This window comes from Pseudomonas sp. FW305-E2 (assembly GCF_058782925.1).
Map to the genome: position 1 here is coordinate 211,280 of NZ_JBYSYE010000004.1, position 22,002 is coordinate 233,281.

The 22,002-nt window shown below is 59.5% G+C and carries 22 protein-coding genes and 1 tRNA gene; 17 read left to right on the top strand and 6 right to left on the bottom strand.

Annotated features, from left to right (window positions below; all coding sequences use genetic code 11):
- Window positions 1-6 precede the first annotated feature (6 nt).
- From AC3WLP_RS06105 to AC3WLP_RS06130, 6 genes are all read left to right on the top strand, one after another.
- A complete protein-coding gene (locus tag AC3WLP_RS06105) occupies window positions 7-1,560 on the top strand; it encodes a sugar ABC transporter ATP-binding protein (protein ID WP_088512871.1) in 1,554 nt (517 codons plus the stop codon).
- Complete coding sequence (locus tag AC3WLP_RS06110) at window positions 1,557-2,552, top strand: ABC transporter permease (RefSeq protein WP_003250639.1); 996 nt, start codon at window positions 1,557-1,559, stop codon at window positions 2,550-2,552. Before AC3WLP_RS06105 ends, AC3WLP_RS06110 begins: the two co-directional genes overlap by 4 nt.
- 4 nt (window positions 2,553-2,556) lie before the next feature.
- A complete protein-coding gene (locus AC3WLP_RS06115; RefSeq protein ID WP_014753747.1) occupies window positions 2,557-3,579 on the top strand; it encodes a LacI family DNA-binding transcriptional regulator in 1,023 nt (340 codons plus the stop codon).
- A gap of 15 nt (window positions 3,580-3,594) precedes the next feature.
- Window positions 3,595-4,503: a ribokinase gene (gene rbsK / locus AC3WLP_RS06120; protein ID WP_088512870.1), complete on the top strand. Its 909-nt coding sequence runs from the start codon at window positions 3,595-3,597 to the stop codon at window positions 4,501-4,503.
- Window positions 4,500-4,898, top strand: a complete 399-nt coding sequence (gene rbsD, locus AC3WLP_RS06125) for a D-ribose pyranase (RefSeq protein ID WP_003250646.1) — start codon at window positions 4,500-4,502, stop codon at window positions 4,896-4,898. Before rbsK ends, rbsD begins: the two co-directional genes overlap by 4 nt.
- 64 nt (window positions 4,899-4,962) lie before the next feature.
- Window positions 4,963-5,964: a nucleoside hydrolase gene (locus AC3WLP_RS06130; RefSeq protein ID WP_012052883.1), complete on the top strand. Its 1,002-nt coding sequence runs from the start codon at window positions 4,963-4,965 to the stop codon at window positions 5,962-5,964.
- On the opposite strand, the gene AC3WLP_RS06135 is transcribed toward AC3WLP_RS06130, so the two are convergent.
- Window positions 5,936-6,148: a hypothetical protein gene (locus AC3WLP_RS06135; protein WP_003250649.1), complete on the bottom strand. Its 213-nt coding sequence runs from the start codon at window positions 6,146-6,148 to the stop codon at window positions 5,936-5,938. The two genes, AC3WLP_RS06130 and AC3WLP_RS06135, sit on opposite strands and share 29 nt — an antisense overlap.
- 274 nt (window positions 6,149-6,422) lie before the next feature.
- Here AC3WLP_RS06135 and AC3WLP_RS06140 point away from each other — a divergent pair, with 274 nt between their 5' ends.
- On the top strand, window positions 6,423-6,743 hold the full coding sequence (locus AC3WLP_RS06140; protein WP_012052882.1) for an I78 family peptidase inhibitor: 321 nt from the start codon (window positions 6,423-6,425) through the stop codon (window positions 6,741-6,743).
- Between the two features lie 200 nt (window positions 6,744-6,943).
- Here the strand turns inward: AC3WLP_RS06140 and AC3WLP_RS06145 are convergent, their stop codons facing one another.
- Entirely contained in the window at window positions 6,944-7,156 is a 213-nt protein-coding gene (locus tag AC3WLP_RS06145; protein WP_003250656.1) for a cold-shock protein, read from the bottom strand.
- Between the two features lie 162 nt (window positions 7,157-7,318).
- Window positions 7,319-7,624 (bottom strand): hypothetical protein, encoded by a 306-nt coding sequence (locus tag AC3WLP_RS06150; protein ID WP_012052881.1) that lies wholly within the window; start codon window positions 7,622-7,624, stop codon window positions 7,319-7,321.
- 338 nt (window positions 7,625-7,962) lie between these two features.
- On the opposite strand from AC3WLP_RS06150, the gene thrS reads away from it, so the two are divergent.
- The 10 genes from thrS to AC3WLP_RS06200 all read left to right on the top strand — a co-directional run bounded on the left by thrS (window position 7,963) and on the right by AC3WLP_RS06200 (window position 15,946).
- A complete protein-coding gene (gene thrS, locus AC3WLP_RS06155) occupies window positions 7,963-9,885 on the top strand; it encodes a threonine--tRNA ligase (RefSeq protein ID WP_003250660.1) in 1,923 nt (640 codons plus the stop codon).
- Complete coding sequence (gene infC / locus AC3WLP_RS06160; RefSeq protein WP_012052879.1) at window positions 9,885-10,436, top strand: translation initiation factor IF-3; 552 nt, start codon at window positions 9,885-9,887, stop codon at window positions 10,434-10,436. Before thrS ends, infC begins: the two co-directional genes overlap by 1 nt.
- A 60-nt stretch (window positions 10,437-10,496) precedes the next feature.
- Window positions 10,497-10,691 carry a 50S ribosomal protein L35 gene (gene rpmI, locus AC3WLP_RS06165; protein ID WP_003250667.1) on the top strand — a complete coding sequence of 65 codons (195 nt, stop codon included), beginning with the start codon at window positions 10,497-10,499 and terminating at the stop codon, window positions 10,689-10,691.
- A gap of 27 nt (window positions 10,692-10,718) precedes the next feature.
- On the top strand, window positions 10,719-11,075 hold the full coding sequence (gene rplT / locus AC3WLP_RS06170; protein ID WP_003250671.1) for a 50S ribosomal protein L20: 357 nt from the start codon (window positions 10,719-10,721) through the stop codon (window positions 11,073-11,075).
- Between the two features lie 109 nt (window positions 11,076-11,184).
- The gene (gene pheS / locus AC3WLP_RS06175) at window positions 11,185-12,201 is read left to right on the top strand and encodes a phenylalanine--tRNA ligase subunit alpha (RefSeq protein WP_003250674.1); all 1,017 of its coding nucleotides are present in this window, start codon (window positions 11,185-11,187) and stop codon (window positions 12,199-12,201) included.
- Window positions 12,202-12,232: 31 nt separating this feature from the next.
- Window positions 12,233-14,614: a phenylalanine--tRNA ligase subunit beta gene (pheT, locus tag AC3WLP_RS06180; RefSeq protein WP_012052878.1), complete on the top strand. Its 2,382-nt coding sequence runs from the start codon at window positions 12,233-12,235 to the stop codon at window positions 14,612-14,614.
- Between the two features lie 4 nt (window positions 14,615-14,618).
- Window positions 14,619-14,921: an integration host factor subunit alpha gene (gene ihfA / locus AC3WLP_RS06185; RefSeq protein ID WP_003250679.1), complete on the top strand. Its 303-nt coding sequence runs from the start codon at window positions 14,619-14,621 to the stop codon at window positions 14,919-14,921.
- The gene (locus tag AC3WLP_RS06190; RefSeq protein WP_003250681.1) at window positions 14,902-15,258 is read left to right on the top strand and encodes a MerR family transcriptional regulator; all 357 of its coding nucleotides are present in this window, start codon (window positions 14,902-14,904) and stop codon (window positions 15,256-15,258) included. Before ihfA ends, AC3WLP_RS06190 begins: the two co-directional genes overlap by 20 nt.
- 114 nt (window positions 15,259-15,372) lie before the next feature.
- A tRNA-Pro gene (locus AC3WLP_RS06195) sits at window positions 15,373-15,449 on the top strand.
- Between the two features lie 263 nt (window positions 15,450-15,712).
- Entirely contained in the window at window positions 15,713-15,946 is a 234-nt protein-coding gene (locus AC3WLP_RS06200) for a hypothetical protein (RefSeq protein ID WP_088512869.1), read from the top strand.
- Between the two features lie 708 nt (window positions 15,947-16,654).
- Here AC3WLP_RS06200 and AC3WLP_RS06205 read toward each other — a convergent pair.
- From AC3WLP_RS06205 to AC3WLP_RS06215, 3 genes are all read right to left on the bottom strand, one after another.
- Window positions 16,655-16,873, bottom strand: a complete 219-nt coding sequence (locus tag AC3WLP_RS06205) for a hypothetical protein (RefSeq protein ID WP_088512868.1) — start codon at window positions 16,871-16,873, stop codon at window positions 16,655-16,657.
- A gap of 105 nt (window positions 16,874-16,978) precedes the next feature.
- Window positions 16,979-17,800 (bottom strand): GIY-YIG nuclease family protein, encoded by an 822-nt coding sequence (locus AC3WLP_RS06210; RefSeq protein WP_088512867.1) that lies wholly within the window; start codon window positions 17,798-17,800, stop codon window positions 16,979-16,981.
- A 21-nt stretch (window positions 17,801-17,821) separates the two neighbouring features.
- A complete protein-coding gene (locus AC3WLP_RS06215; protein WP_088512866.1) occupies window positions 17,822-21,910 on the bottom strand; it encodes a KAP family P-loop NTPase fold protein in 4,089 nt (1,362 codons plus the stop codon).
- Window positions 21,911-22,002: the final 92 nt, after the last annotated feature.

Here is a 22,002-nt window from a genome sequence, read left to right on the forward strand (position 1 = left end):
TCGGCCATGCCTGCATCGGCCAATGAAGTGGTGCTTGCCGCCAGCGGCCTGGGCAAGACCTACGCCCAGCCCGTGCTCGGCGAGGTCAGCCTGAGCCTGCGCGCCGGTGAAGTGCTGGCCCTGACCGGCGAGAACGGCGCGGGCAAGAGTACGTTGTCCAAGCTCATCAGCGGCCTGGAGGTGCCCACCACCGGGCACATGACCTACCGTGGCCAGGCCTACGCGCCCGGCAGCCGCAGCGAGGCCGAACGCCTTGGTGTGCGCATGGTCATGCAGGAGCTGAACCTGCTGCCGACGCTGACCGTGGCGGAAAACCTGTTTCTCGACAACCTGCCCAGCCGTTTCGGCTGGATCAGCCACAAGCGCCTGCGCCAGCTGGCAACGGCCGCCATGGCTCGGGTCGGGCTCGACGCCATCGACCCGGACACCCCTGTCGGCGAGCTGGGCATCGGCCATCAGCAAATGGTCGAGATTGCCCGCAACCTGATCGGTGACTGCCATGTGCTGATCCTGGATGAACCCACTGCCATGCTCACTGCGCGCGAGGTGGCGTTGCTGTTCACCCAGATCGAGCGCCTGCGCGCGCGCGGCGTGGCCATCGTCTATATCTCGCATCGCCTGGAAGAGTTGCAGCGGGTGGCCCAACGCATCGTTGTGCTGCGCGATGGCAAGCTGGTGTGCGACGAGCCGATCCAGCGCTACAGCAGCGCCGAGCTGGTCAACCTGATGGTCGGCCGCGAGCTGGGCGAGCATATCGACCTTGGCCGACGGCAGATGGGTGCACCGCTGCTCAAGGTCGACAAGTTGTGCCGCGGCGACAAGGTGCGCGAGGTGTCGTTCGAAGTCAGGGCAGGGGAGATTTTTGGCATTTCCGGCCTGATCGGCGCCGGCCGTACCGAGCTGTTGCGCCTGATCTACGGTGCCGATCGCGCCGACAGCGGCGGTATCGCGCTCGGCCAACCGCCGCAGGCGGTAAACATCGACTCGCCCAAGGCTGCAGTGCGGGCCGGTATCGCGCTGATAACCGAAGACCGCAAAGGCGAGGGCCTGCTGTTGACGCAGTCGATCAGCGCCAACATTGCATTGGGCAACCTGGGCGCGGTATCGCGGGCCGGCGTGCTCGATGGCGAAGCGGAAAAAGCCTTGGCCGAACGCCAGATCCAGGCCATGCGCATTCGCAGTGCCGGCGCGCAGCAGGTGGTGGGTGAGCTGTCTGGCGGTAACCAGCAAAAAGTGGTGATCGGCCGCTGGCTGGAGCGCGATTGCCAGGTGCTGCTGTTCGACGAACCCACGCGTGGCATCGATGTGGGCGCCAAGTTCGACATTTATGGCCTGCTGGCCGAGCTGGCGCGCCAAGGCAAGGCCTTGGTGGTGGTGTCCAGTGACCTGCGAGAACTGATGCTGATTTGCGACCGCATCGGCGTGCTGTCCGCCGGTCGCCTGATCGACACCTTCGCGCGTGATCATTGGAGCCAGGACCAGTTGCTTGCCGCCGCCTTCGCCGGTTATCAGAAACGTGACGCGCTGCTGCATGATGCAGCCCCCAGGATGGATGCATGAAAACCACCCCGCTCAACAACCAGGAAGCCGCCCCCGTGCGCCGCAGCGGTACCTACTTTGGCCTGGGCACCTACCTGGGCCTGGCTGGCGCCTTGCTGGCGATGATCGTGCTGTTCTCGTTCCTCAGCAGCCACTTCTGGTCGTATGGCACCTTCAGCACGCTGGCCAACCAGATCCCGGACCTGATGGTGCTGGCGGTGGGCATGACCTTCGTGTTGATCATCGGCGGCATCGACCTGTCGGTGGGCTCGGTGCTGGCGCTGGCCGCCTCCACGGTGAGCGTGGCGATACTCGGCTGGGGCTGGGGCGTGCTGCCCTCGGCGCTGCTGGGCATGGCTGTGGCCGCATTGGCCGGCAGCATTACCGGTGGCGTCACCGTGGCCTGGCGCATCCCGTCGTTCATCGTCTCGCTTGGTGTGCTGGAGATGGCCCGTGGCCTGGCCTACCAGTTCACCGACTCGCGCACCGCCTATATCGGCGACGCCTACGCCTGGTTCTCCAACCCGGTCGCCTTTGGTGTTTCGCCAGCGTTCATCATCGCCTTGTTGGTGATCGTGCTCGCCCAGTTGGTACTGACGCGTACGGTGTTCGGCCGTTACCTGATCGGTATCGGCACCAATGAAGAGGCCGTGCGCCTGGCCGGTATCGATCCGCGCCCTTACAAAGTGCTGGTGTTCGCCCTGATGGGCCTGCTCGCCGGCCTGGCCGCACTGTTCCAGATCTCGCGACTGGAAGCCGCCGACCCCAACGCCGGGTCTGGCCTGGAGCTGCAGGTCATTGCCGCCGTCGTGATCGGCGGTACCAGCCTGATGGGCGGGCGTGGCTCGGTCATCAGCACCTTCTTTGGCGTACTGATCATTTCCGTATTGGCCGCCGGGCTGGCGCAGATCGGCGCCAGCGAGCCGACCAAACGCATTATCACCGGGGCGGTGATCGTCATCGCCGTTGTGCTCGACACTTACCGTAGCCGGCGCGCAGGCCGGCGGAACTGACACCATGGCAACCATCAAAGACGTCGCGGCACTGGCGGGTATTTCCTACACCACCGTGTCCCATGTACTCAACAAGACCCGTCCGGTCAGCGAACAGGTGCGGCTGAAGGTGGAAGCCGCCATTGTCGAACTGGATTACGTGCCCAGTGCGGTGGCGCGCTCGCTGAAGGCGCGCAGCACGGCCACCATCGGCCTGTTGGTGCCCAACAGCGTCAACCCGTACTTCGCCGAGCTGGCGCGGGGTATCGAAGACGCCTGCGAGCGCAACGGCTATTGCGTGATCCTGTGCAACTCCGACGACAACCCGCAGAAGCAGCGCAGCTACCTGCGCGTGCTGCTGGAAAAACGCATCGACGGCCTGGTAGTGGCCTCGGTGGGCCAGGACGACGACCTGCTGCAAAGCCTGGCCGGTGTGCGCACGCCAATGGTCATCGTCGACCGTGAGCTGGAAGGCGTCGATGCCGACCTGGTGCGCATCGACCACGAGCAGGGGGCGTATCTGGCCACCCAGCACCTGCTGGAGCTGGGCCATCGCGACGTCGCCTATATCGGCGGCCCCGCCGAAACCGGGGTTACCCAGCTACGCCTGAGCGGCTTCCGCCGTGCCATGGCCGAAGCCGGAGCGCCTGTGCTGGACAGCCGTGTACTGCACTGCGACTTCACCAGCCCGGGTGGTCATGCAGCGGCGGCGCAGGTGCTGGAAGGCAAGCGGCCCTCGGCGATTTTTGCCGGCAACGACATGATCGGCTTTGGTGTGCTGCGCGCTGCCGCCGAACGTAATATCAGCGTACCCGGCGAGCTGTCGGTGATCGGCTTCGACGACATCGAACTGAGCCGCTACGTGTACCCACCACTGACCACCGTGGGCCAGTCGATCCGCGAGCTGGGCGAGAGCGCTGCCTCGTTGCTGCTGACGCGTATCGCTACGCCCCGGCAAGGCGCGGCGGAGCAGCGTATCGTCGCCCCGCGTATCGTCTTGCGTGAATCCACCGGGCCGCGCCCGGACCTGTTCAATGAATACCGCTAACGCTAAGGAAACGTCATGAATGCCAAGGTTGTGGTGGTCGGCAGCCTCAACATGGACCTGGTGGTCCGCGCCCAGCGCCTGCCCCGGGCCGGCGAAACACTCCCCGGCGATAGCTTTTTCACGGTGCCGGGCGGCAAGGGTGCCAACCAGGCGGTGGCGGTAGCGCGGCTGGGGGGCAGCGTGGCGATGATCGGCAATGTGGGGGATGATGACTACGGGCGGCAACTGCACCGGGCCTTGTATGTCGAGGGTATCGACTGTCAGGGTGTCAGCACCTGCCCGGGCACGTCCAGCGGTGTGGCGCTGATCACGGTGGATGCTGCCAGCCAGAACTGTATTGTCATCATTCCCGGCGCCAACGGCCTGCTGACGCCGCAGTCGGTGCTGCGTTTCGATGCACTGCTGCAGGCCGCCGAGGTGGTCATCTGCCAGCTGGAAGTGCCCACTGACACTGTGGCTTGCACACTGGCCAGGGCGCGTGAGCTGGGCAAGCAGGTCATCCTGAACCCAGCACCCGCTACCGGCCCCTTGCCAGCGGACTGGTTTGCGCATATCGATTACCTTACCCCTAACGAAAGCGAGGCCGAAGCCTTGACCGGTGTGGCGGTGACCGACCAGGACAGTGCCCGGCGCGCAGGCGAGCGCTTGCTGCAGCTGGGGGCAGGCAAAGTGATTATCACCTTGGGTGCGCAAGGTGCCTTGCTGGTTACTGCCCAAGGCCATCAGCACTATCCGGCGCCGCGCGTGCAACCGCTGGACACCACCGCTGCCGGCGATACCTTCATTGGTGGCTTTGCTGCCGGCCTGGTGCGTGGGCTGGAGGAGGGGGGGGCGATCGCCTTTGGCCAGCGTGCCGCGGCATTGTCGGTTACCCGTGCCGGTGCCCAACCGTCGATTCCCTACCTGGCGGAGCTGACGCCATGAAGAAAACCCCGCTGCTGAACGTTGCCCTGTCGCGAGTCATTGCCGGCATGGGGCATGGCGATATCCTGGTGATCGGCGATGCCGGGCTGCCGGTGCCGCCGGGTGTCGAGCTGATCGACCTGGCCATTACGCCTGGCCTGCCGGACTTCGCCAGCGTGCTGCGGGTGGTGCTGAGCGAATTGCAGGTTGAGCGGCACGTGCTGGCTGAAGAAATGCAGAAAGTGGTGCCACCTGCGCTGGTCGAAATCGAGCGACTGAAGGGCAAGCTGGGCAAGCGCGAATGGCTGACCCATGAGGATTTCAAAGTGCTGTCGCGCAGTGCCCGTGCGGTGGTGCGTACAGGCGAGTGCCAGCCCTACAGCAACATCGCCCTCATCTCCGGCGTCACCTTCTAGCCGCTTCCACAAAGGACGCCGGGCTGTGTAAACGCATGATGCATAGGCAACAGGAGTGCCATCCATGCTCAAGTCCCTGCTACAAGGAGTTGTTTTCATGGCCACAGCCTCCACCCTCCAGGCCGCACCCATCGACCTGATCATCGACACCGATCCCGGCGCGGACGACGTGGTCGCGCTGTTTCTGGCCATGGCTTCGCCCAACGAACTCAATATCCGCGCCATCACCACCGTGGCCGGCAACGTGCGCCTAAACAAGACCTCGCGCAATGCCCGCCTGGCCCGCGAATGGGCGGGGCGCGAAGACATCCCGGTGTATGCCGGTGCCGGCCGCCCATTGGTGCGCACGCCGATCTACGCCGCCGACGTTCATGGCGAAGAAGGCCTCACCGGTGTACCGGTGCACGAGCCGAAAGCGCCCCTGGCCCAGGGCAATGCCGTGCAATACCTGGTCGATACCCTCAGCGCAGCCAAACCGCACAGCATCACCGTCGCCATGCTCGGCCCGCAGACCAACCTGGCCCTGGCGCTGATCCAGCGCCCGGGCATCGTCAACGGCATCAAAGAGGTGGTGGTCATGGGGGGAGCCCATTTCAACGGCGGCAACATCACCCCGGTGGCGGAGTTCAACCTCTACGCCGACCCGCACGCCGCCGAAGTGGTGCTGGCCAGCGGCGTGCAGCTGACCTACCTGCCGCTGGATGTCACGCACAAGCTGCTGACCAGCAACGCTCGCCTGAAGCAACTGGCAGCCGTGAACAACCAGGCCAGCAAGCGCGTGGTGGATATCCTCAATGCTTACATCACCCACGATATGGACGTGTATGGCATACCTGGCGGCCCTGTGCACGACGCCAGCGTCATCGCCTACCTGTTAAAGCCCGAGCTGTTCAGTGGCCGGCGTATCCACATGAGCATCGACAGCCGCGAAGGGCCCACTTTCGGCCAGACAATTGCAGACTGGTACGGTGTGCTCAAGCGGCCGGCGAATGTGCTGTGGGTGGAGCAGGGTGATGCCCAGGGGCTGTTCGACCTGCTCAGTGCCCGTCTGGCGCGATTGGAATAGCCGCGTGCGGCGCGTAGCGCTCGAACACCTGGTCGATGAAGCTGCGTGCCGCCTCGGCACCGTTGTCGCGCACCAACAGGTCGATGGCGATCAACAGTAACTCTTCCGGTGTGCCAGGGCTGTACGCGCTCTGGCCCTCGGCCCATTTGACCTTGATATCGGCATCGATGCTGTGGGTGCTCATGAAAAGCTCTCGCTGGGGGCCCGGAACGAAGGGGGAACACCTGACCCTGGTGTTCGATGGAGGCGGGATGCGCTCCACTTCTTGCAGCAAATCATGGCTTTGCGCCGGTGACCGTGCGAGCTAAGCATATGGCAAACGCAGCGTGTTGTGCAAAATCCGGTCACGATTGCTTTTCGCCTCGCCGCTGCAGTTCAGGCAGACTTGACCGGTTTTGCAACAAATGATGAGCGGAGCTGTCGGATCAGGCAGTTCCCGGACCGATTTAGGAGGCTTCATGTTCCGTACCCGTGCTTACCTGGCAACTCTGGCTGTGGCTGCTGTCCTGGCGGGTTGCAGCACTGGTGGCAATGCTGATGGTGGTGCCGCGCCGGCCGCGCCAGCGGGCAACGATGGCCGCTGCGAAGCCAGTGGTGCCGACTTTGCCCTGGGCAAGCAGGCCAGCGCCGAATTGCTGGAGCAGGCACGCAAGGCCAGCGGCTCGCAGATGGCGCGCATTCTCAAGCCGCACGACGTGGTGACCCTGGAGTACCGCTCCGAGCGCTTGAACCTGAACGTGGACGAGCAGGGCAGGGTAACCCGCGTCAACTGCGGTTGATGCACGCGGGGGCAACTGCCTTGCGCAAAATGTGAAAAACCTGCGCGGTCGCCTGTAGGAGCGGGTTCACCCGCGAACACGGGCGAAGCCCGTGCCATTCACCCTAAAGTAGGTTTCGCAGGCAATCCCGCCCCACTCAGATGATGCATCACCCATAAAAAAACCCGCCACAAGGGCGGGTTTTTTTACAGCTATCCGAATTACTCCGGACGAACCTGTGCAGCCTGCATGCCCTTCTGGCCGCGCTCGGCGACGAAGGAAACAGTCTGGCCTTCTTTCAGGCTCTTGAAGCCGTCAGATTCGATGGCTTTGAAGTGTACGAACAGGTCGTCGCCGCCGCCTGCTGGGGTGATGAAGCCGTAGCCTTTCTCATCATTGAACCATTTGACGGTGCCTTGTTGGCGATTGGACATGGGTGAATCTCCAGAACATTTAGTTTTTTCAGTGGTGCAATGCGGCCGAGGCTACGGAGCACGGGATACATCATAGTCTAATTCTGCGCATCTAGCGCCTTTTACCTTCGCAGGATATTGATCCAGCTCAAAGAATGGCTGGCCATCACCGGCTTTAAGGTTTCAGCTCTTCGGTGCGCAGGCCTGTTTCACCACCGACTGCGCCTTCTGCATCAGTTTGGCGTCAACGCCGTCCTTGCTGTCGAGGTCGGCAATCTCGGCGTCGGTGAAATTCTTTTTGATGGCTTGCGCGCCGCAGTCGCAGTGTTTTTTCGCGGTGGCAGCGTCAACGCCCTGGCCGCTGGCCACTTGCGTGCACTGGGTCATGTAGGCGGCCTCCTTCCCGGCTGGGAAGTTGCCGGCGTTCGCAGCCACGGGCAGCAGCAGGGCGCCAGCGGCCGCCAGGGCCAGAAGAGACGGAACTCGCATCACCAGTTACTCCTTGGGTTAAGGTCTCATCAAGAGTAGGTTGCTTCCCAAAGTCTGAGCGGTATTTTTCCGCGTTAGTTCACCGCTGCGGTGCAATTTCCAAATATTTCTGCCTGGGGTGCAACCCGCGTGCTAGCATGCTCGGCTTGCAGTCGCGCTGTTGCCGGCTGCAGCTATCTTTTTTCTTTCCAGTCACTCTGGTTCGTCCCTGACAAGCCGAAAGGCTTCTGCCACTGTGGGGCAGGCTTCCTTTTACCGGAAGGCAGGTCGGATCTTGTACTGGCTCATCCCAACCCACGTGACCTTTGGTAGGGGTCACCACTAGGAGAGGAGGCGCCATGCCCGTTATTACTCTTCCCGATGGCAGTCAACGTTCGTTCGATCACGCCGTATCCGTAGCCGAAGTAGCCGCTTCCATCGGCGCTGGCCTGGCCAAGGCCACTGTGGCCGGCAAGGTCGACGGCAAGCTGGTCGATGCGTGTGACCTGATCAGCAACGACGCCACACTGCAGATCATCACCCCTAAAGATGAAGAGGGACTGGAGATCATTCGTCACTCGTGCGCCCACCTGGTTGGCCACGCCGTGAAGCAGCTGTACCCGACCGCCAAGATGGTGATCGGCCCGGTCATTGACGAAGGCTTCTATTACGACATCGCCTACGAGCGCCCCTTCACCCCAGAAGACATGGCCGCCATCGAAAAGCGCATGATGGAGCTGATCGAAAAAGACTACGACGTGGTCAAGAAAATGACCCCGCGCGCCGAAGTCATCGATGTGTTCACGGCCCGTGGCGAAGACTACAAACTGCGTCTGGTCGAAGACATGCCGGATGAACAGGCCATGGGCCTGTACTACCACGAAGAATACGTCGACATGTGCCGTGGCCCGCACGTGCCGAACACCCGCTTCCTCAAGGCATTCAAGCTGACCAAGCTGTCCGGCGCCTACTGGCGTGGCGATGCCAAGAACGAGCAGCTGCAGCGCGTGTACGGCACGGCCTGGGCTGACAAGAAGCAGCTGGCTGCGTACATCCAGCGCATCGAAGAAGCCGAAAAACGCGACCACCGCAAGATCGGCAAGCAGCTCGACCTGTTCCACCTGCAGGAAGAAGCCCCGGGCATGGTGTTCTGGCACGCCAACGGCTGGACCGTCTACCAGGTACTCGAGCAGTACATGCGTGGCGTGCAGCGCGAAAACGGCTACCAGGAAATCAAGACCCCGCAGGTTGTCGACCGCATCCTGTGGGAGCGTTCCGGCCACTGGTCCAACTATGCCGAAAACATGTTCACCACTTCGTCGGAAAGCCGTGACTACGCGGTAAAACCGATGAACTGCCCGTGCCACGTGCAGGTGTTCAACCAGGGCCTGAAAAGCTACCGCGACCTGCCGCTGCGTCTGGCCGAGTTCGGTGCCTGCCACCGTAACGAGCCGTCGGGCGCCCTGCACGGCATCATGCGCGTGCGTGGCTTCGTACAGGACGATGCGCACATTTTCTGCACCGAAGAACAGGTGAAGAAAGAAGCCGCCGACTTCATCAAGCTGACCCTGGACGTGTACAAGGACTTCGGTTTCAGCGACATCGCCATGAAACTGTCCACTCGTCCGGCCAAGCGTGTCGGTTCTGAAGAGTTGTGGGACCGTGCTGAAACAGCGCTGGCCGACGCCCTGAACGAATCCGGCCTTGAGTGGGAATACCAGCCGGGCGAGGGTGCCTTCTACGGCCCGAAAATCGAGTTTACCCTGCGCGACTGCCTCGGCCGTAACTGGCAGTGCGGTACCCTGCAGTACGACCCGAACCTGCCAGAGCGTCTGGATGCCAGCTATATCGCCGAAGATAACAGCCGAGTTCGCCCGGTCATGCTGCACCGTGCCATCCTCGGTTCGTTCGAGCGCTTCATCGGCATGCTGATCGAGCACTATGCTGGTGTGTTCCCGGCGTGGCTGGCCCCAACCCAGGCGGTGATCATGAATATCACCGACAAGCAGGCCGATTTCGCCCTCGAGGTTGAGAAATCTCTGAACGGAAGCGGTTTCCGTGCCAAGTCGGACTTGAGAAATGAGAAGATCGGCTTTAAAATCCGCGAGCATACTTTGCTCAAGGTCCCGTACCTTTTGGTTATAGGGGACCGCGAAGTCGAAACGCAAACCGTCGCTGTGCGTACTCGCGAAGGCGCAGACCTGGGCTCCATGCCCGTCGCCCAATTCGTTGAGCTGCTGACACAAGCGGTTTCCCGGCGTGGTCGCCAAGAATCGGAGTAATGACTATTAAGCGTGAAATGAGAAACGATAAGCGTGCTGTACCGAAGGCCCCGATCAACGAGAATATCTCGGCCCGCGAGGTTCGGTTAATTGGCGCAGACGGCGAGCAGGTTGGCATCGTCTCGATTGATGAAGCGCTGCGTATCGCTGATGAAGCGAAGCTGGACCTGGTAGAAATCTCTGCAGACGCGGTACCACCCGTCTGCAAGGTCATGGACTACGGCAAGCACCTCTTCGAGAAGAAGAAGCAGGCTAACGAAGCCAAGAAAAACCAGAAGCAGATCCAGATCAAAGAAATCAAGTTTCGTCCAGGGACGGAGGATGGGGATTACCAGGTAAAACTACGCAACCTGGTACGTTTCCTTACCGATGGGGACAAGGCCAAGATCTCTCTGAGATTCCGTGGTCGTGAGATGGCCCACCAGGAGCTGGGCATGGAGCTGTTGAAGCGGGTCGAAGCCGACCTCGCCGAATACGGCACCGTTGAGCAGCATCCGAAGATGGAAGGACGCCAGCTTATGATGGTCATCGCCCCCAAGAAAAAGAAGTAATCTCCCGGGCACGGCAGGCCTGATGATTATGTGTAATTTTATCGAATGCGGAGTTCCAACATGCCAAAAATGAAAACCAAGAGCGGTGCTGCGAAGCGCTTCCTGAAGACAGCTTCGGGCTTCAAGCACAAGCACGCTTTCAAGAGCCACATCCTGACCAAAATGTCGACCAAGCGTAAGCGTCAACTGCGCGGTGCCAGCTTGCTGCACCCGTCCGACGTCGCAAAAGTCGAGCGCATGCTGCGCGTTCGTTAATTCTGGTTAAGATAGAGGAAGTTACTCATGGCTCGTGTTAAGCGCGGCGTTATCGCTCGTAAGCGTCACAAAAAAATTCTGAAACTGGCTAAAGGTTACTACGGTGCACGTTCGCGCGTATTCCGTGTAGCCAAGCAAGCGGTCATCAAGGCAGGCCAATACGCCTACCGCGACCGTCGCCAGAAGAAGCGTCAGTTCCGCGCACTGTGGATCGCTCGTATCAACGCCGGTGCCCGCACCAACGGTCTGTCCTACAGCCGTCTGATTGCTGGCCTGAAAAAGGCTTCGATCGAAATCGACCGTAAGGTTCTGGCTGATCTGGCAGTGAACGAAAAAGCGGCGTTTGCTGCGATTGTCGAGAAAGCTAAAGCCGTTCTGGCTTAAGTACCCGCGACAATCACCCGGCGGTGCTAGCGCTGCCGGGCATTGAACGTCATCGATAGGGGAAGAGCCTTCAAAGCTCTTCCCCTATTTTCGTATCTGGAGTCTGTACATGGAAAACCTGGATGCGCTGGTCTCCCAAGCCCTAGAGGCCGTGGAACGCGCTGAAGACATCAACGCCCTGGAACAGATCCGGGTTAATTATCTCGGCAAGAAGGGCGAGCTGACCCAGGTGATGAAGACCCTGGGCAACCTGCCAGCCGAAGAGCGACCGAAAGTCGGCGCGCTGATCAACGACGCCAAAGAGCGCGTCACCGTTGTGCTCAATGCCCGCAAGGCTGCCTTTGAAGAAGCCGAGCTCAGCGCTCGCCTGGCTGCCGAATGCATTGACGTCACCCTGCCAGGCCGCGGCCAGGCCACCGGTGGCCTGCACCCGATCACCCGTACACTCGAGCGCATCGAGCAGTTCTTCACCCACATTGGTTACGGCATCGCCGAAGGCCCAGAGGTGGAAGACGACTACCACAACTTCGAAGCGCTCAACATCCCTGGCCACCACCCGGCGCGGGCGATGCACGACACCTTCTACTTCAATGCCAACATGCTGCTGCGTACCCACACCTCGCCGGTGCAGGTGCGGACCATGGAGTCCACCCAGCCGCCCATCCGCATTGTGTGCCCGGGCCGCGTATACCGCTGCGACTCGGATATCACCCACTCGCCGATGTTCCACCAGGTCGAAGGCCTGCTGATAGATCGCGATATCAACTTCGCCGACCTCAAGGGCACCATCGAAGAATTCCTGCGCGTATTCTTCGAGAAAGAACTGGCGGTCCGTTTCCGCCCATCGTTCTTCCCCTTCACCGAGCCGTCTGCAGAAGTCGACATCCAGTGCGTGATGTGTTCCGGCAACGGCTGCCGCGTGTGCAAGCAAACCGGCTGGCTGGAAGTGATGGGCTGCGGCATGGTGCACCCGAATGTGTTGCGCATGTCCGGCATCGACCCAGAAGAGTTCCAGGGCTTCGCCTTCGGCATGGGTGCCGAGCGCCTGGCCATGCTGCGCTATGGCGTCAACGATTTGCGTCTGTTCTTCGACAACGACCTGCGGTTCCTAGCCCAATTCCGCTAGGCCCAATCGACGCAACTTTCAGGAGAACAGCATGAAATTCAGTGAACAGTGGCTGCGCGGTTGGGTCAACCCGCAAGTCTCCCGTGACGAACTGGTCGCCCGCCTGTCCATGGCCGGCCTCGAAGTTGACAGCGTTACCCCCGCTGCCGGCCAGTTCAGCGGCATCGTCGTGGGCGAAATTCTCGCCACCGAACAACACCCGGACGCCGACAAGTTGCGCGTGTGCCAGGTAAGCAGCGGCCAGGAAACCTTCCAGGTTGTGTGCGGCGCCCCTAACGCCCGCCCAGGCATCAAGATCCCGTTCGCCATGATCGGTGCCGAACTGCCAGGCGACTTCAAGATCAAGAAGGCCAAGCTGCGCGGTGTCGAGTCCTTCGGCATGCTGTGCTCGGCTGCCGAACTGCAGATCAGCGAAGAAAACGACGGCCTGCTGGAACTGGCTGCCGACGCTCCGGTTGGCGAAGACATTCGCACGTACCTGAGCCTGGATGATGCCAGCATCGAAATCGGCCTGACCCCGAACCGCGGCGACTGCCTGTCCATCGCCGGCCTGGCACGCGACGTCAGCGCCCTGTACGACACCCCGGTCACCCGCCCGGTGGTGCCAGCCGTAGCGGCCGCCCATGACGAAGTGCGCCCGGTCGAAGTCAGCGCCCCGGCTGCCTGCCCGCGCTACCTGGGCCGCGTTATCCGTAACGTCGACCTGAGCAAGCCAACCCCACTGTGGATGGTCGAGCGCCTGCGCCGCAGCGACGTTCGCAGCATCGACGCCGCCGTCGACATCACCAACTACGTGATGCTCGAACTCGGCCAGCCGATGCACGCCTTCGACCTGGCGGAAATCAACGGCGGCATCCGCGTGCGCATGGCCGAAGAGGGCGAAAAACTCGTCCTGCTCGACGGCCAGGAAGTGGCCCTGCGTGCTGACACCCTGGTGATCGCCGACCACACCCGCGCCTTGGCCATCGCCGGCGTCATGGGGGGCGAGCACAGCGGTGTGAACACCGAAAAAACCCGCGACCTGTTCCTGGAAAGCGCCTTCTTCGAGCCGATTTCCGTCGCCGGTAAAGCCCGTTCCTACGGCCTGCACACCGATGCCTCGCACCGCTACGAGCGCGGCGTCGACTCGCAACTGGCCCGCGAAGCCATGGAGCGCGCCACCCAGTTGCTGCTGGACATCGTTGGCGGCGAAGCCGGCCCTGTGGTTGAAGCGGTCAGCGAGCAGCACCTGCCACAAGTAGCCCCGGTCACCCTGCGCGCCGAACGCATCACCCAGATGCTTGGCATGGAAATGGACCCAGCCCAGGTCGAGCAGTTGCTCAACGCCTTGGAACTGACCACGGTTAAAAGTGCAGAAGGGCAGTGGACCGTCACCGTTCCAAGCCACCGCTTCGACATCAGCCTGGAAGTGGACCTGATCGAAGAGCTGGCCCGCCTGTACGGCTACAACAACCTGCCGGTCCGCTACCCTCAGGCGCGCCTGGCGCCACAGGGCAAGCCGGAAACCCGCGGTGACCTGCCGACCCTGCGCCGCCTGCTGGTTGCCCGCGGCTACCAGGAAGCCATCACCTACAGCTTCATCGACCCGAAACTGTTCGAACTGTTCAGCCCGGGCGTAGAGCCGCTGCTGCTGGCCAACCCCATCTCCAGCGACATGGCCGCCATGCGCGCCTCGCTGTGGCCGGGCCTGGTCAAGGCACTGCAGCACAACCTGAACCGCCAGCAAGACCGCGTGCGCCTGTTCGAAAGCGGCCTGCGCTTTGTCGGCCAACTGGGTGACCTGCAGCAGCAGCCAATGATTGCCGGCGTCATCACCGGCAGCCGCCTGCCAGAAGGCTGGGCCAACGGCCGCGACGGCGTCGACTTCTTCGACGTCAAAGCCGACGTGGAAGCCCTGCTGGGCTACTCCGGCGCCCTGAGCGACTTCACCTTCAGCGCCGGCAAACACCCAGCCCTGCACCCAGGCCAGACCGCTGCCATCGAGCGTGACGGCAAGCTGGTCGGCTACCTCGGCGCCATTCACCCGGAGCTGGCCAAAGCCCTGGGCCTGGACCGCCCGGTGTTCCTGTTCGAGCTGGTGCTGGGCGACGTGGTCGAAGGCCGCCTGCCGAAATTCAGCGAACTGTCCAAGTTCCCGGAAACCCGTCGCGACCTGGCTTTGATCGCAGGACGTGATGTGGCTTCTAGCGCGGTGCTTGAATTAATTCGTGACAATGCAGGCGAATGGCTCACAGACCTCAGGCTGTTTGATGTGTACCAAGGTAAAGGCATTGATCCTGATAGAAAAAGCCTTGCCGTCGGCTTGACCTGGCAGCATCCATCGCGCACTCTTAACGACGATGAGGTGAACACTACCCTGCAAAACATCCTCACCTCGCTCGAACAAAGGTTGAACACCACGTTAAGGAAATAACGGCATGGGTGCTCTGACGAAAGCTGAGATGGCCGAAAGGCTGTACGAGGAGCTGGGGCTTAACAAGCGTGAGGCCAAGGAGCTGGTCGAGCTGTTTTTCGAAGAAATTCGGCACGCACTTGAAGAGAACGAGCAGGTCAAGCTGTCCGGTTTCGGCAACTTCGACCTTCGCGACAAACGCCAGCGGCCGGGCCGCAACCCCAAGACAGGGGAAGAAATCCCGATCACCGCACGGCGCGTCGTCACCTTTCGTCCAGGGCAGAAGTTGAAGGCCCGGGTTGAGGCCTATGCTGGAACCAAGCCATAACGACGAACTGCCCCCCATACCGGGCAAACGCTACTTCACCATTGGTGAAGTGAGCGAGTTGTGTGCCGTAAAGCCACACGTGCTGCGGTATTGGGAGCAGGAGTTCGACCAGCTGAACCCTGTGAAGCGGCGGGGGAACCGGCGGTATTACCAGCGCCAGGATGTGCTGATGATCCGCCAGATTCGTGCGCTGCTGTATGATCAGGGGTTCACCATTGGCGGGGCGCGGTTGAGGCTCTCCAGTGATGAGGCTAAAGATGAATCCAGCCAGTACAAGCAGCTGATTCGGCAGATGATTGTTGAATTGGAGGATGTGTTGGTGGTTTTGAAGAAGTAAACCGGGTTTCTGATGAGCGGAAATTTTTTTGAGAAAAAGCTTTCATTTATCAGAGGGTTAGGGTACATTCTTCAACGTTCTCGGCAAGATTGAGAACATGCTTCAAAGCCCAGTCGGGGCGTAGCGCAGCCCGGTAGCGCACTTGCATGGGGTGCAAGGGGTCGAGTGTTCGAATCACTCCGTCCCGACCAAAATACTCCAAGAAATCCAGTCACTTAGCGGTGACTGGATTTTTTATGGGCGGTGAATAATCTAGGTCACGCGGAAATGCCCCTACTTATACCCCTACTCGTAGAAAGCGCTCAATCCGCGGCGTGGCAGCCTTGCATGAACCTCCAGCAGTGCTCTGTCCATGACCACCTCCTCACGGGGACATCTCAACGCCAGTCCGCCATGAGTTGCGTTGATGCTTTCATGAAAAGGGACGAATACTAGAGGACTGCTACGAAGAGGGATGGTCATGCAGACACGCTTTGTTGTAACCCCCGCCGTGCCACAAGAGAAAGAGCAATTTCCTCGCCGTATCGGCGTCCCAGCCGTCCTTGGTGCTGGGTACGATCTCTACGACACCAATAGCAAAACACGGCTGGTTTTGAACTATCCCACCCAGGGAGAGGCGGAGTACGCCTGTGCAAGTCGGAATAGCCAGGAAGATGTTGAAGGGAATCGACTGGTAGGGCACGGGTGAGGTCCCGTGCTTTCACATTCTGCGGGGCAAAAGAAAGCCCGCTGCTAGGCGGGCAAGATCTATCACGTAGGGATGACATAATTGTCCCTATGGAGCCGTGAAAATTGAGTGAAAGTAAAGTCCTCGTTATGTAATCCGAATGAGCCAGGCTCATTCTGCCTGCTATGGTTCAGCGCCTATTCCACAGCAGAAAGTAACTCCACCAGTTTACCTTGCGGACCGATCACTATCAGGTCGGCATTCATGTGGACCGCATCGTCAGTACCCGGCAACCGATGCCGGCACGGTTTCCTGCCAAGCTATTCTGGCCATCCGATTACAAGCACGAGGTTGGGGCATGCCTTTCGTCTATGATTCTGAGTTCGAATCACTACGCTTCCGCCACTATTTCTCATTAAAGCCCTGATTTTTCGGGGCTTTTTTGTGCCTGTGTGTTTTTGGTCCCCCATCTGGTCCCCCATTATTGCTTCGGCTTCCTTTGGCCTTCTGTGGGTTCTGGTGGACGTATTGTCTTCATGTGGGTCCGTAGTCTCACGTCAGGAAAGGGGAGCAGTTCAGGTCTCACAAACACTAGGTCCGACCTTCATTTACAAGCCTGGATTACTCCCTTGCGACCGGCGCAGTCCTTCACCTGTTCCCAAGAATGCGACCTCAAAGTTGGATTTAGAGGCGCTCATCATGATGCCTCGGAATCCAACAGAAGGGGTTTCAGGCAGGTCTGACAGCCACGCTGCTGCTCATGCCCTGTACCTTGAGCACGTAGCCGCCACTCTCCTGAACAACCTTGGCTTGAGGCATGTAGGCGTAGAAATATTCGTACTGATAGACCGCCTGCTTCCACTTCCTGCCACCATAGAGCTCAAACACAGTGTCAGTATTCTTAAAGCCCTTGAATGCGCCGCGCAGTTGCCCTTCGCAGATGACCATGGGTGACACTCCTAGTGGTTGGTCGCCATGAGCCTCTCGGTCATGACACATGTGCATGCATTGACCGCTGGCAACCAATCCGGGGCGTGTTGCCTGCAGTGCTCCTCAGTTCAGGTTGTAGCCAAATTCTCGGCTCAGCAGAATCTGCTTCCAGTGGCTTTCTCGTGTACCGATCTCTCCTGGCATGGCATGAATATCAGCGATCTCCAGAATTGAGAATCTTAAGTGCCGCTGCCGCCCGGGAAGGGCGTCGATGCCAAACTCTTTTTTCAAGGCAACGTTGCCACCGTGTGCAGTGGCCGCGTATGTGCACCAGCGTCCCCAAATGCCGCTTTCGCCGTCGGCCTTGCCGACATACAGTTTACCGGTTTCACTGTCTGTGATCAGATAGACGCCCTTGACGTTCGACAATGCTGCACGCCAGGTTGGAATGCTTTGGCGTACGACGATATCCAGATGTTCTTTCGTCAAGTTGACCGACTTGAAACCTGGGAAATCACCTATCGTGAGACGCTTGGGAAGCAACTCCGAGACGACAAGGTCATTCTCCAGGGTTTTGCCCAGTGGGTACGAATGGCGTTGTTTGTACGTGCTCTTGAGGTAGAGGCGACCTACCCATTCCTCGGCTGCTTCTATGCGTTCCAGGTCGTACATGTAGTGACTTCGTGGCTCGGCATGATGGACGCAACCCTTCCTGCGAAACAGTCCCGCAAAGAGCCAGCGAGTAGGGCGTCCCGCCTGGATCAGAGAAACGACGTACTCCTTTTTGAAGTTCTGCTGGGATTGCCACGACTGCCACCTGTCAAAACGGCCTTCCAGGAACACGTCGAGCGGACGTTCCTCGCCGTTGAATCGCGCAAGGTGAACCTTCGCGGTGCTGGGAGTAAAGGCAGGCTCCCATTGTTTGAGCAGGTCAAAAAGCAGCATAGAGTAATGTCCGTCTGAGCTTCATCGCGCTTTGCGATTTTTCCATCGTGTGGCGAGCCCCCTCATGAGGGAGCTTGAACCGAAGATATTCTGGATGATATTGAGGTCGTCCTCGGCCATCCCTGCGGGTTTAACGTCTCTCAACACGGCCTCGGTACCCAGGCTCTTGGCCCAGGCAGCCATGTAACCTTTGGCTGTGTCCGATCCGCCGTTTCGCAGTTCACTTAGTAAGGTCTGAGCGAACGAGAGCCGATCTTCCTGGGTCAGGAAGCGCTTGTTGATCTCAGGGCGGAGGGTGTTGACTGATGTCCAGGTGAGGGGGCTATCTGTCATTTCGAGTAACCCGAGCGCCAGTTGGGGCACCTCATTTGACTCTTTCTCGCTTTGCCCCCCTTCAGCACGAATCACCTGCTGGAACAGCCGGGACCGCTGCTCATCATTGGTGCCATCGTCGAGCAGCAATTTTTTGAGGTTACCGTAAGCTTCTGCGCCAAGTGCCCTGCACCACAATGACAAGGCCAAGTCAGTATCCTGAATTCCCCCACGCTTTCCTTTAAGCAGGACAGCTCTTGTCGCTTCAAGATCTTCAAGGATGGAGAGGTGTGGAGTGATCGCTTTCCATGCTCGCTCCAGTAACCGGACTTCTTCGTTGTTGTTGTAGTCGATCGCATCAGCCAAATCGGAGATCTGTGCAACGGACAAATCCTTTCTGCCTGAGCTGAGGAAATCAACGGCCTCCGCTGGTCTTTGCTGCCACACGATGCATGCTGTTTCGTCCAGTGTTGACGACAGCGACTCCGGTACCACTCCATTGTCCAGCATGCTATTCATGGACGCGAGAGTGTGCTTTCCAGCGAAGCCTGGGTTAGATACAGCTGTTTGCCTTGCCTCCATGAACAATGCTTGAGGCTGATATCCGTTGGGAAGCTGCTCCTGAGTTGGCCATTGTCCTGCTAGGTGGCTGTGAAGGGGGTCGAAGGACTGTTGGTACGACTTGGCAGCGGTAACAAGTTTCTGCAATGCCGGGCCTAGTACCGCTGAACTAGCATGGATAAAGACTTTCGAAAGTCCTGGCATCAGGTGTGCGAGGTAGCTGTCCCACTCGCCGGCCTTGCCCGCTAGAGTCGGAAGAAGCTTGTCGAGGTGTCCTCTGAGATATTGCTGGCCCCACAGTTTCGCCTGGATATGGGTCGCTGCGCCGGTATAGAGAGCCTCGTCTTCATCGTCGAATTCCGAGCGCTGAGTCATCCCTGTCAGGTGATTGGCAAGCTCCTCTTGGTCCTCCTCAATCAAGCTTTCGTAGACCAAGAACAATGCATTCCGGCACTGATTCGGAACGCGCTCAAGTGGTCGCTTGATCCAGCGTTGCGCCACGCTGTGAAGCGCTCGCTCATTGTGAACGACGAAGGTATGAAACACTTTAGTAGCGTCGTTCTCATAGCCCTCGATGGCGCACAGGAGGACGCAGAGATCGGCGTAGGCTTCATGCTGCTGGTTATCGAAATAGCTGAGGCGTTCAGCACCCAGATCGGCCACAAGGCGGAATGCACGCTTGTAGTCCAGCGGCAAGTCCTGGAAGTCTGAGACCCTTCGTACGAATCGTGAGAGGCACTCCACAATCTGTTCTACATGGCCGTGAGCGAGGTGACGCTCGAAGGCCTGCATGACACATTCGGTTATCTCGGTTGAGTGCATCATGGCAACGGATTTCACCTGTTCCCAAAGTCGGTCACGGCTTTCATCCCCCTCGCTGGCCATGGACTCCCATACGACGCTGATACGCTGAGCTAGGAGTGACATGTCGAGAGTGTCCAATTCCTCGAAGTCATCGCTAGTATTTTCTTCAAAGTCATGCAGCGCTCGGGTCAGTTGCTCGACGTAGGTGGAGCCGATTTCTGGCAAGAGTGTTTGCTCGTACGTGTCCATCCAGCGTTGTAACTGGATAAAACCAAGCTTGTAGTTGCCCGTAGGTGCGGTGACATTGCGCTCACAGAGCCACGCAAAGAGCTGGTCTTTAGCGTGGACAGGAAGGGTGTGATCTTTCAGAACAGTCAGCACAATGCCTGCAGCCCCAATAGCCATGGCAGCGGCTTCGTCGATGTTGGGCGCTTGGCCTGAGGGCAAGCACATGGAGATGTTCTTGCCATTAGTGAGCAGTTCTTCGATGAGGACACAGGAGATCTGTTGTTGGTCGATCACGTTGGCCACAGCAACTATTCGGCCAATTTTCTCGACGCCTAGGAGTGATCTGAGCTCGCCTGACGTGACGATATCGTTGCTCAGTATGCCCAGCACCAAATCCCGGGTGCGCGGTGGCAGGCGATCAATGATGTCAGCGACAACGCGCATGGCGTTGTATTTGAGCGACTGCTCAGTACGATGAAGCTCACTGAGCATGGTGTGTAGCAACTGCATTTCCTGATCGCTCAAGAAGTCGTTCGCGCGAGGTGAGAGAGCTTCCAAGAAACCTTGAGTATCGCCAGATACCAGGTGGCCGTAGATTCTTGAAGCCTGTCCTCCATAGCGCCGGGTGACTGAGTCTTCAGAAAGCAAGAGAAGGCTCTGGAGAGAGTCCGGCCATGGAACGCCGACGAGGCTTGCAAGGAATTGGCGCAGGTCTCGACAACCCTCAACCAAGATCGTCTTACCATCATCGTCTTCTTTAACGTATTGCTTGAGGATGTGCTGAGCTTCAATCGGTTCGTCTTTGAGCAGTGTCTGCCTGACCATGAGGTTGGTCAGGCGTTGAAGTAGCTGTGGGTCATCCTGAAGGTCACGATAAAACCCTGGAAAGCTCACGCGTGCGGCGCTCAGCGCCCCGAGTGCTACAGGGTGTTTGGTGACTGCACCTTCATGCAACCCACCTGGGCGCTCACTGCCGACAGCATCAAGCTCTCGGGCCTTGGCCAACCACCACGTTTGAGTAAATGCGTTAACGATCTGAAGGGCGTTACGGGGGTCGGTGACGTTGATGTGAATCATCCGATCCACTACCTGTTCCACTGAGGCGCCTTTCTCAGCAACATCTTTGACCAGCTCGGGGAAACCCTTCAGCTTGGCAAGCGCGAACTGGCGCATGTCATTGCGAGGCGGCGGGGGTATCTCCAAACGGAACTGGAAGATGCGATCTAGGTAGCGCCGTGCGTCGGTGGGGTTGAAGATCGAGCCTGGTTGTTCTGGGTTGCCGCGCCGGCGAGACAGGGCGTCTGCGACCTTACCTTCGTCACAGGAAATGACAAATACGAGCCCCATGTTCTCTGGCAGTTTATCGCTAGGGATCTCCATGAAGGTTCTAACAGCGTCAAGGCCTAAGACCATCTCTTCAGCGGAGAGTCGATCGAGGTCGTCCACGAAAATGACCAAGCGCTCAAAGGGCACCGAGTTACCATTTGTTGGCTTGAATGTACGGAGCTGCTGAAGCAGCAGATCTTCGTACTGCTCTGCGTTGACGCTGGGCAGATGCACTCGCGTTACCGTGTTGAACGGATTGACGGGGACTGGCTTCATCAATTTCATGAGGTAGCCATACAGACCGCTGAACGCAAGAGTGAACAGTCCTTGGGCATTGCCGTCACTCAATGGCAAATAAAAGAGACCGAGTACGCCCAACGCAACGTAGCCGGCAAATGCGATCAGAAAAGCAGGGAGTGGAGCCACCCAGCTTGTCAGGTGCTCTCCAATAAGCTGCAAGGTAGTTTTGCGAGTGGTTGTCGTGTGGGTGACGTTTCGATAGAGGTCATCCTGCAGTTTCCCTTCATCGCCGCCCAGTTCAAGGAAGACATGGCGAAGGAGCGCCCGCTTGATGTCCTGCTCTTTTCCTCCGAACCGCCAGGCGTTGAAGGTGATGCTTCTGTAGCGCTGGCTTCTAGGTCGACGCCCGCCGGCTACTGACGTGTCATCTGCGAGCGCGCGAGTATAGAGTTCTTTGACCGAGCTCTTGCCGGTACCCCAGCCGCCCAGCAAGCCGATGCTGAAAGGTGGCTTGTGGCCTTCTTCCTCGACCAAGCAGCGCAATGCTTGAGCGTAATGCCGATGGCCAAAGGCATCTTGGTCTTCGGTTTCAATGTGGCGATCCAGCACGGCAGGCAGAGTGCGGCGGGAATCGAGCATACGATCATCCCTTATCAGTATGGCAAATGGCTATTGTCAGGTGAGCATACTGGTCGCTGCTGTTTGAGGCCAGTGGGCGCGGCGAGATGTGC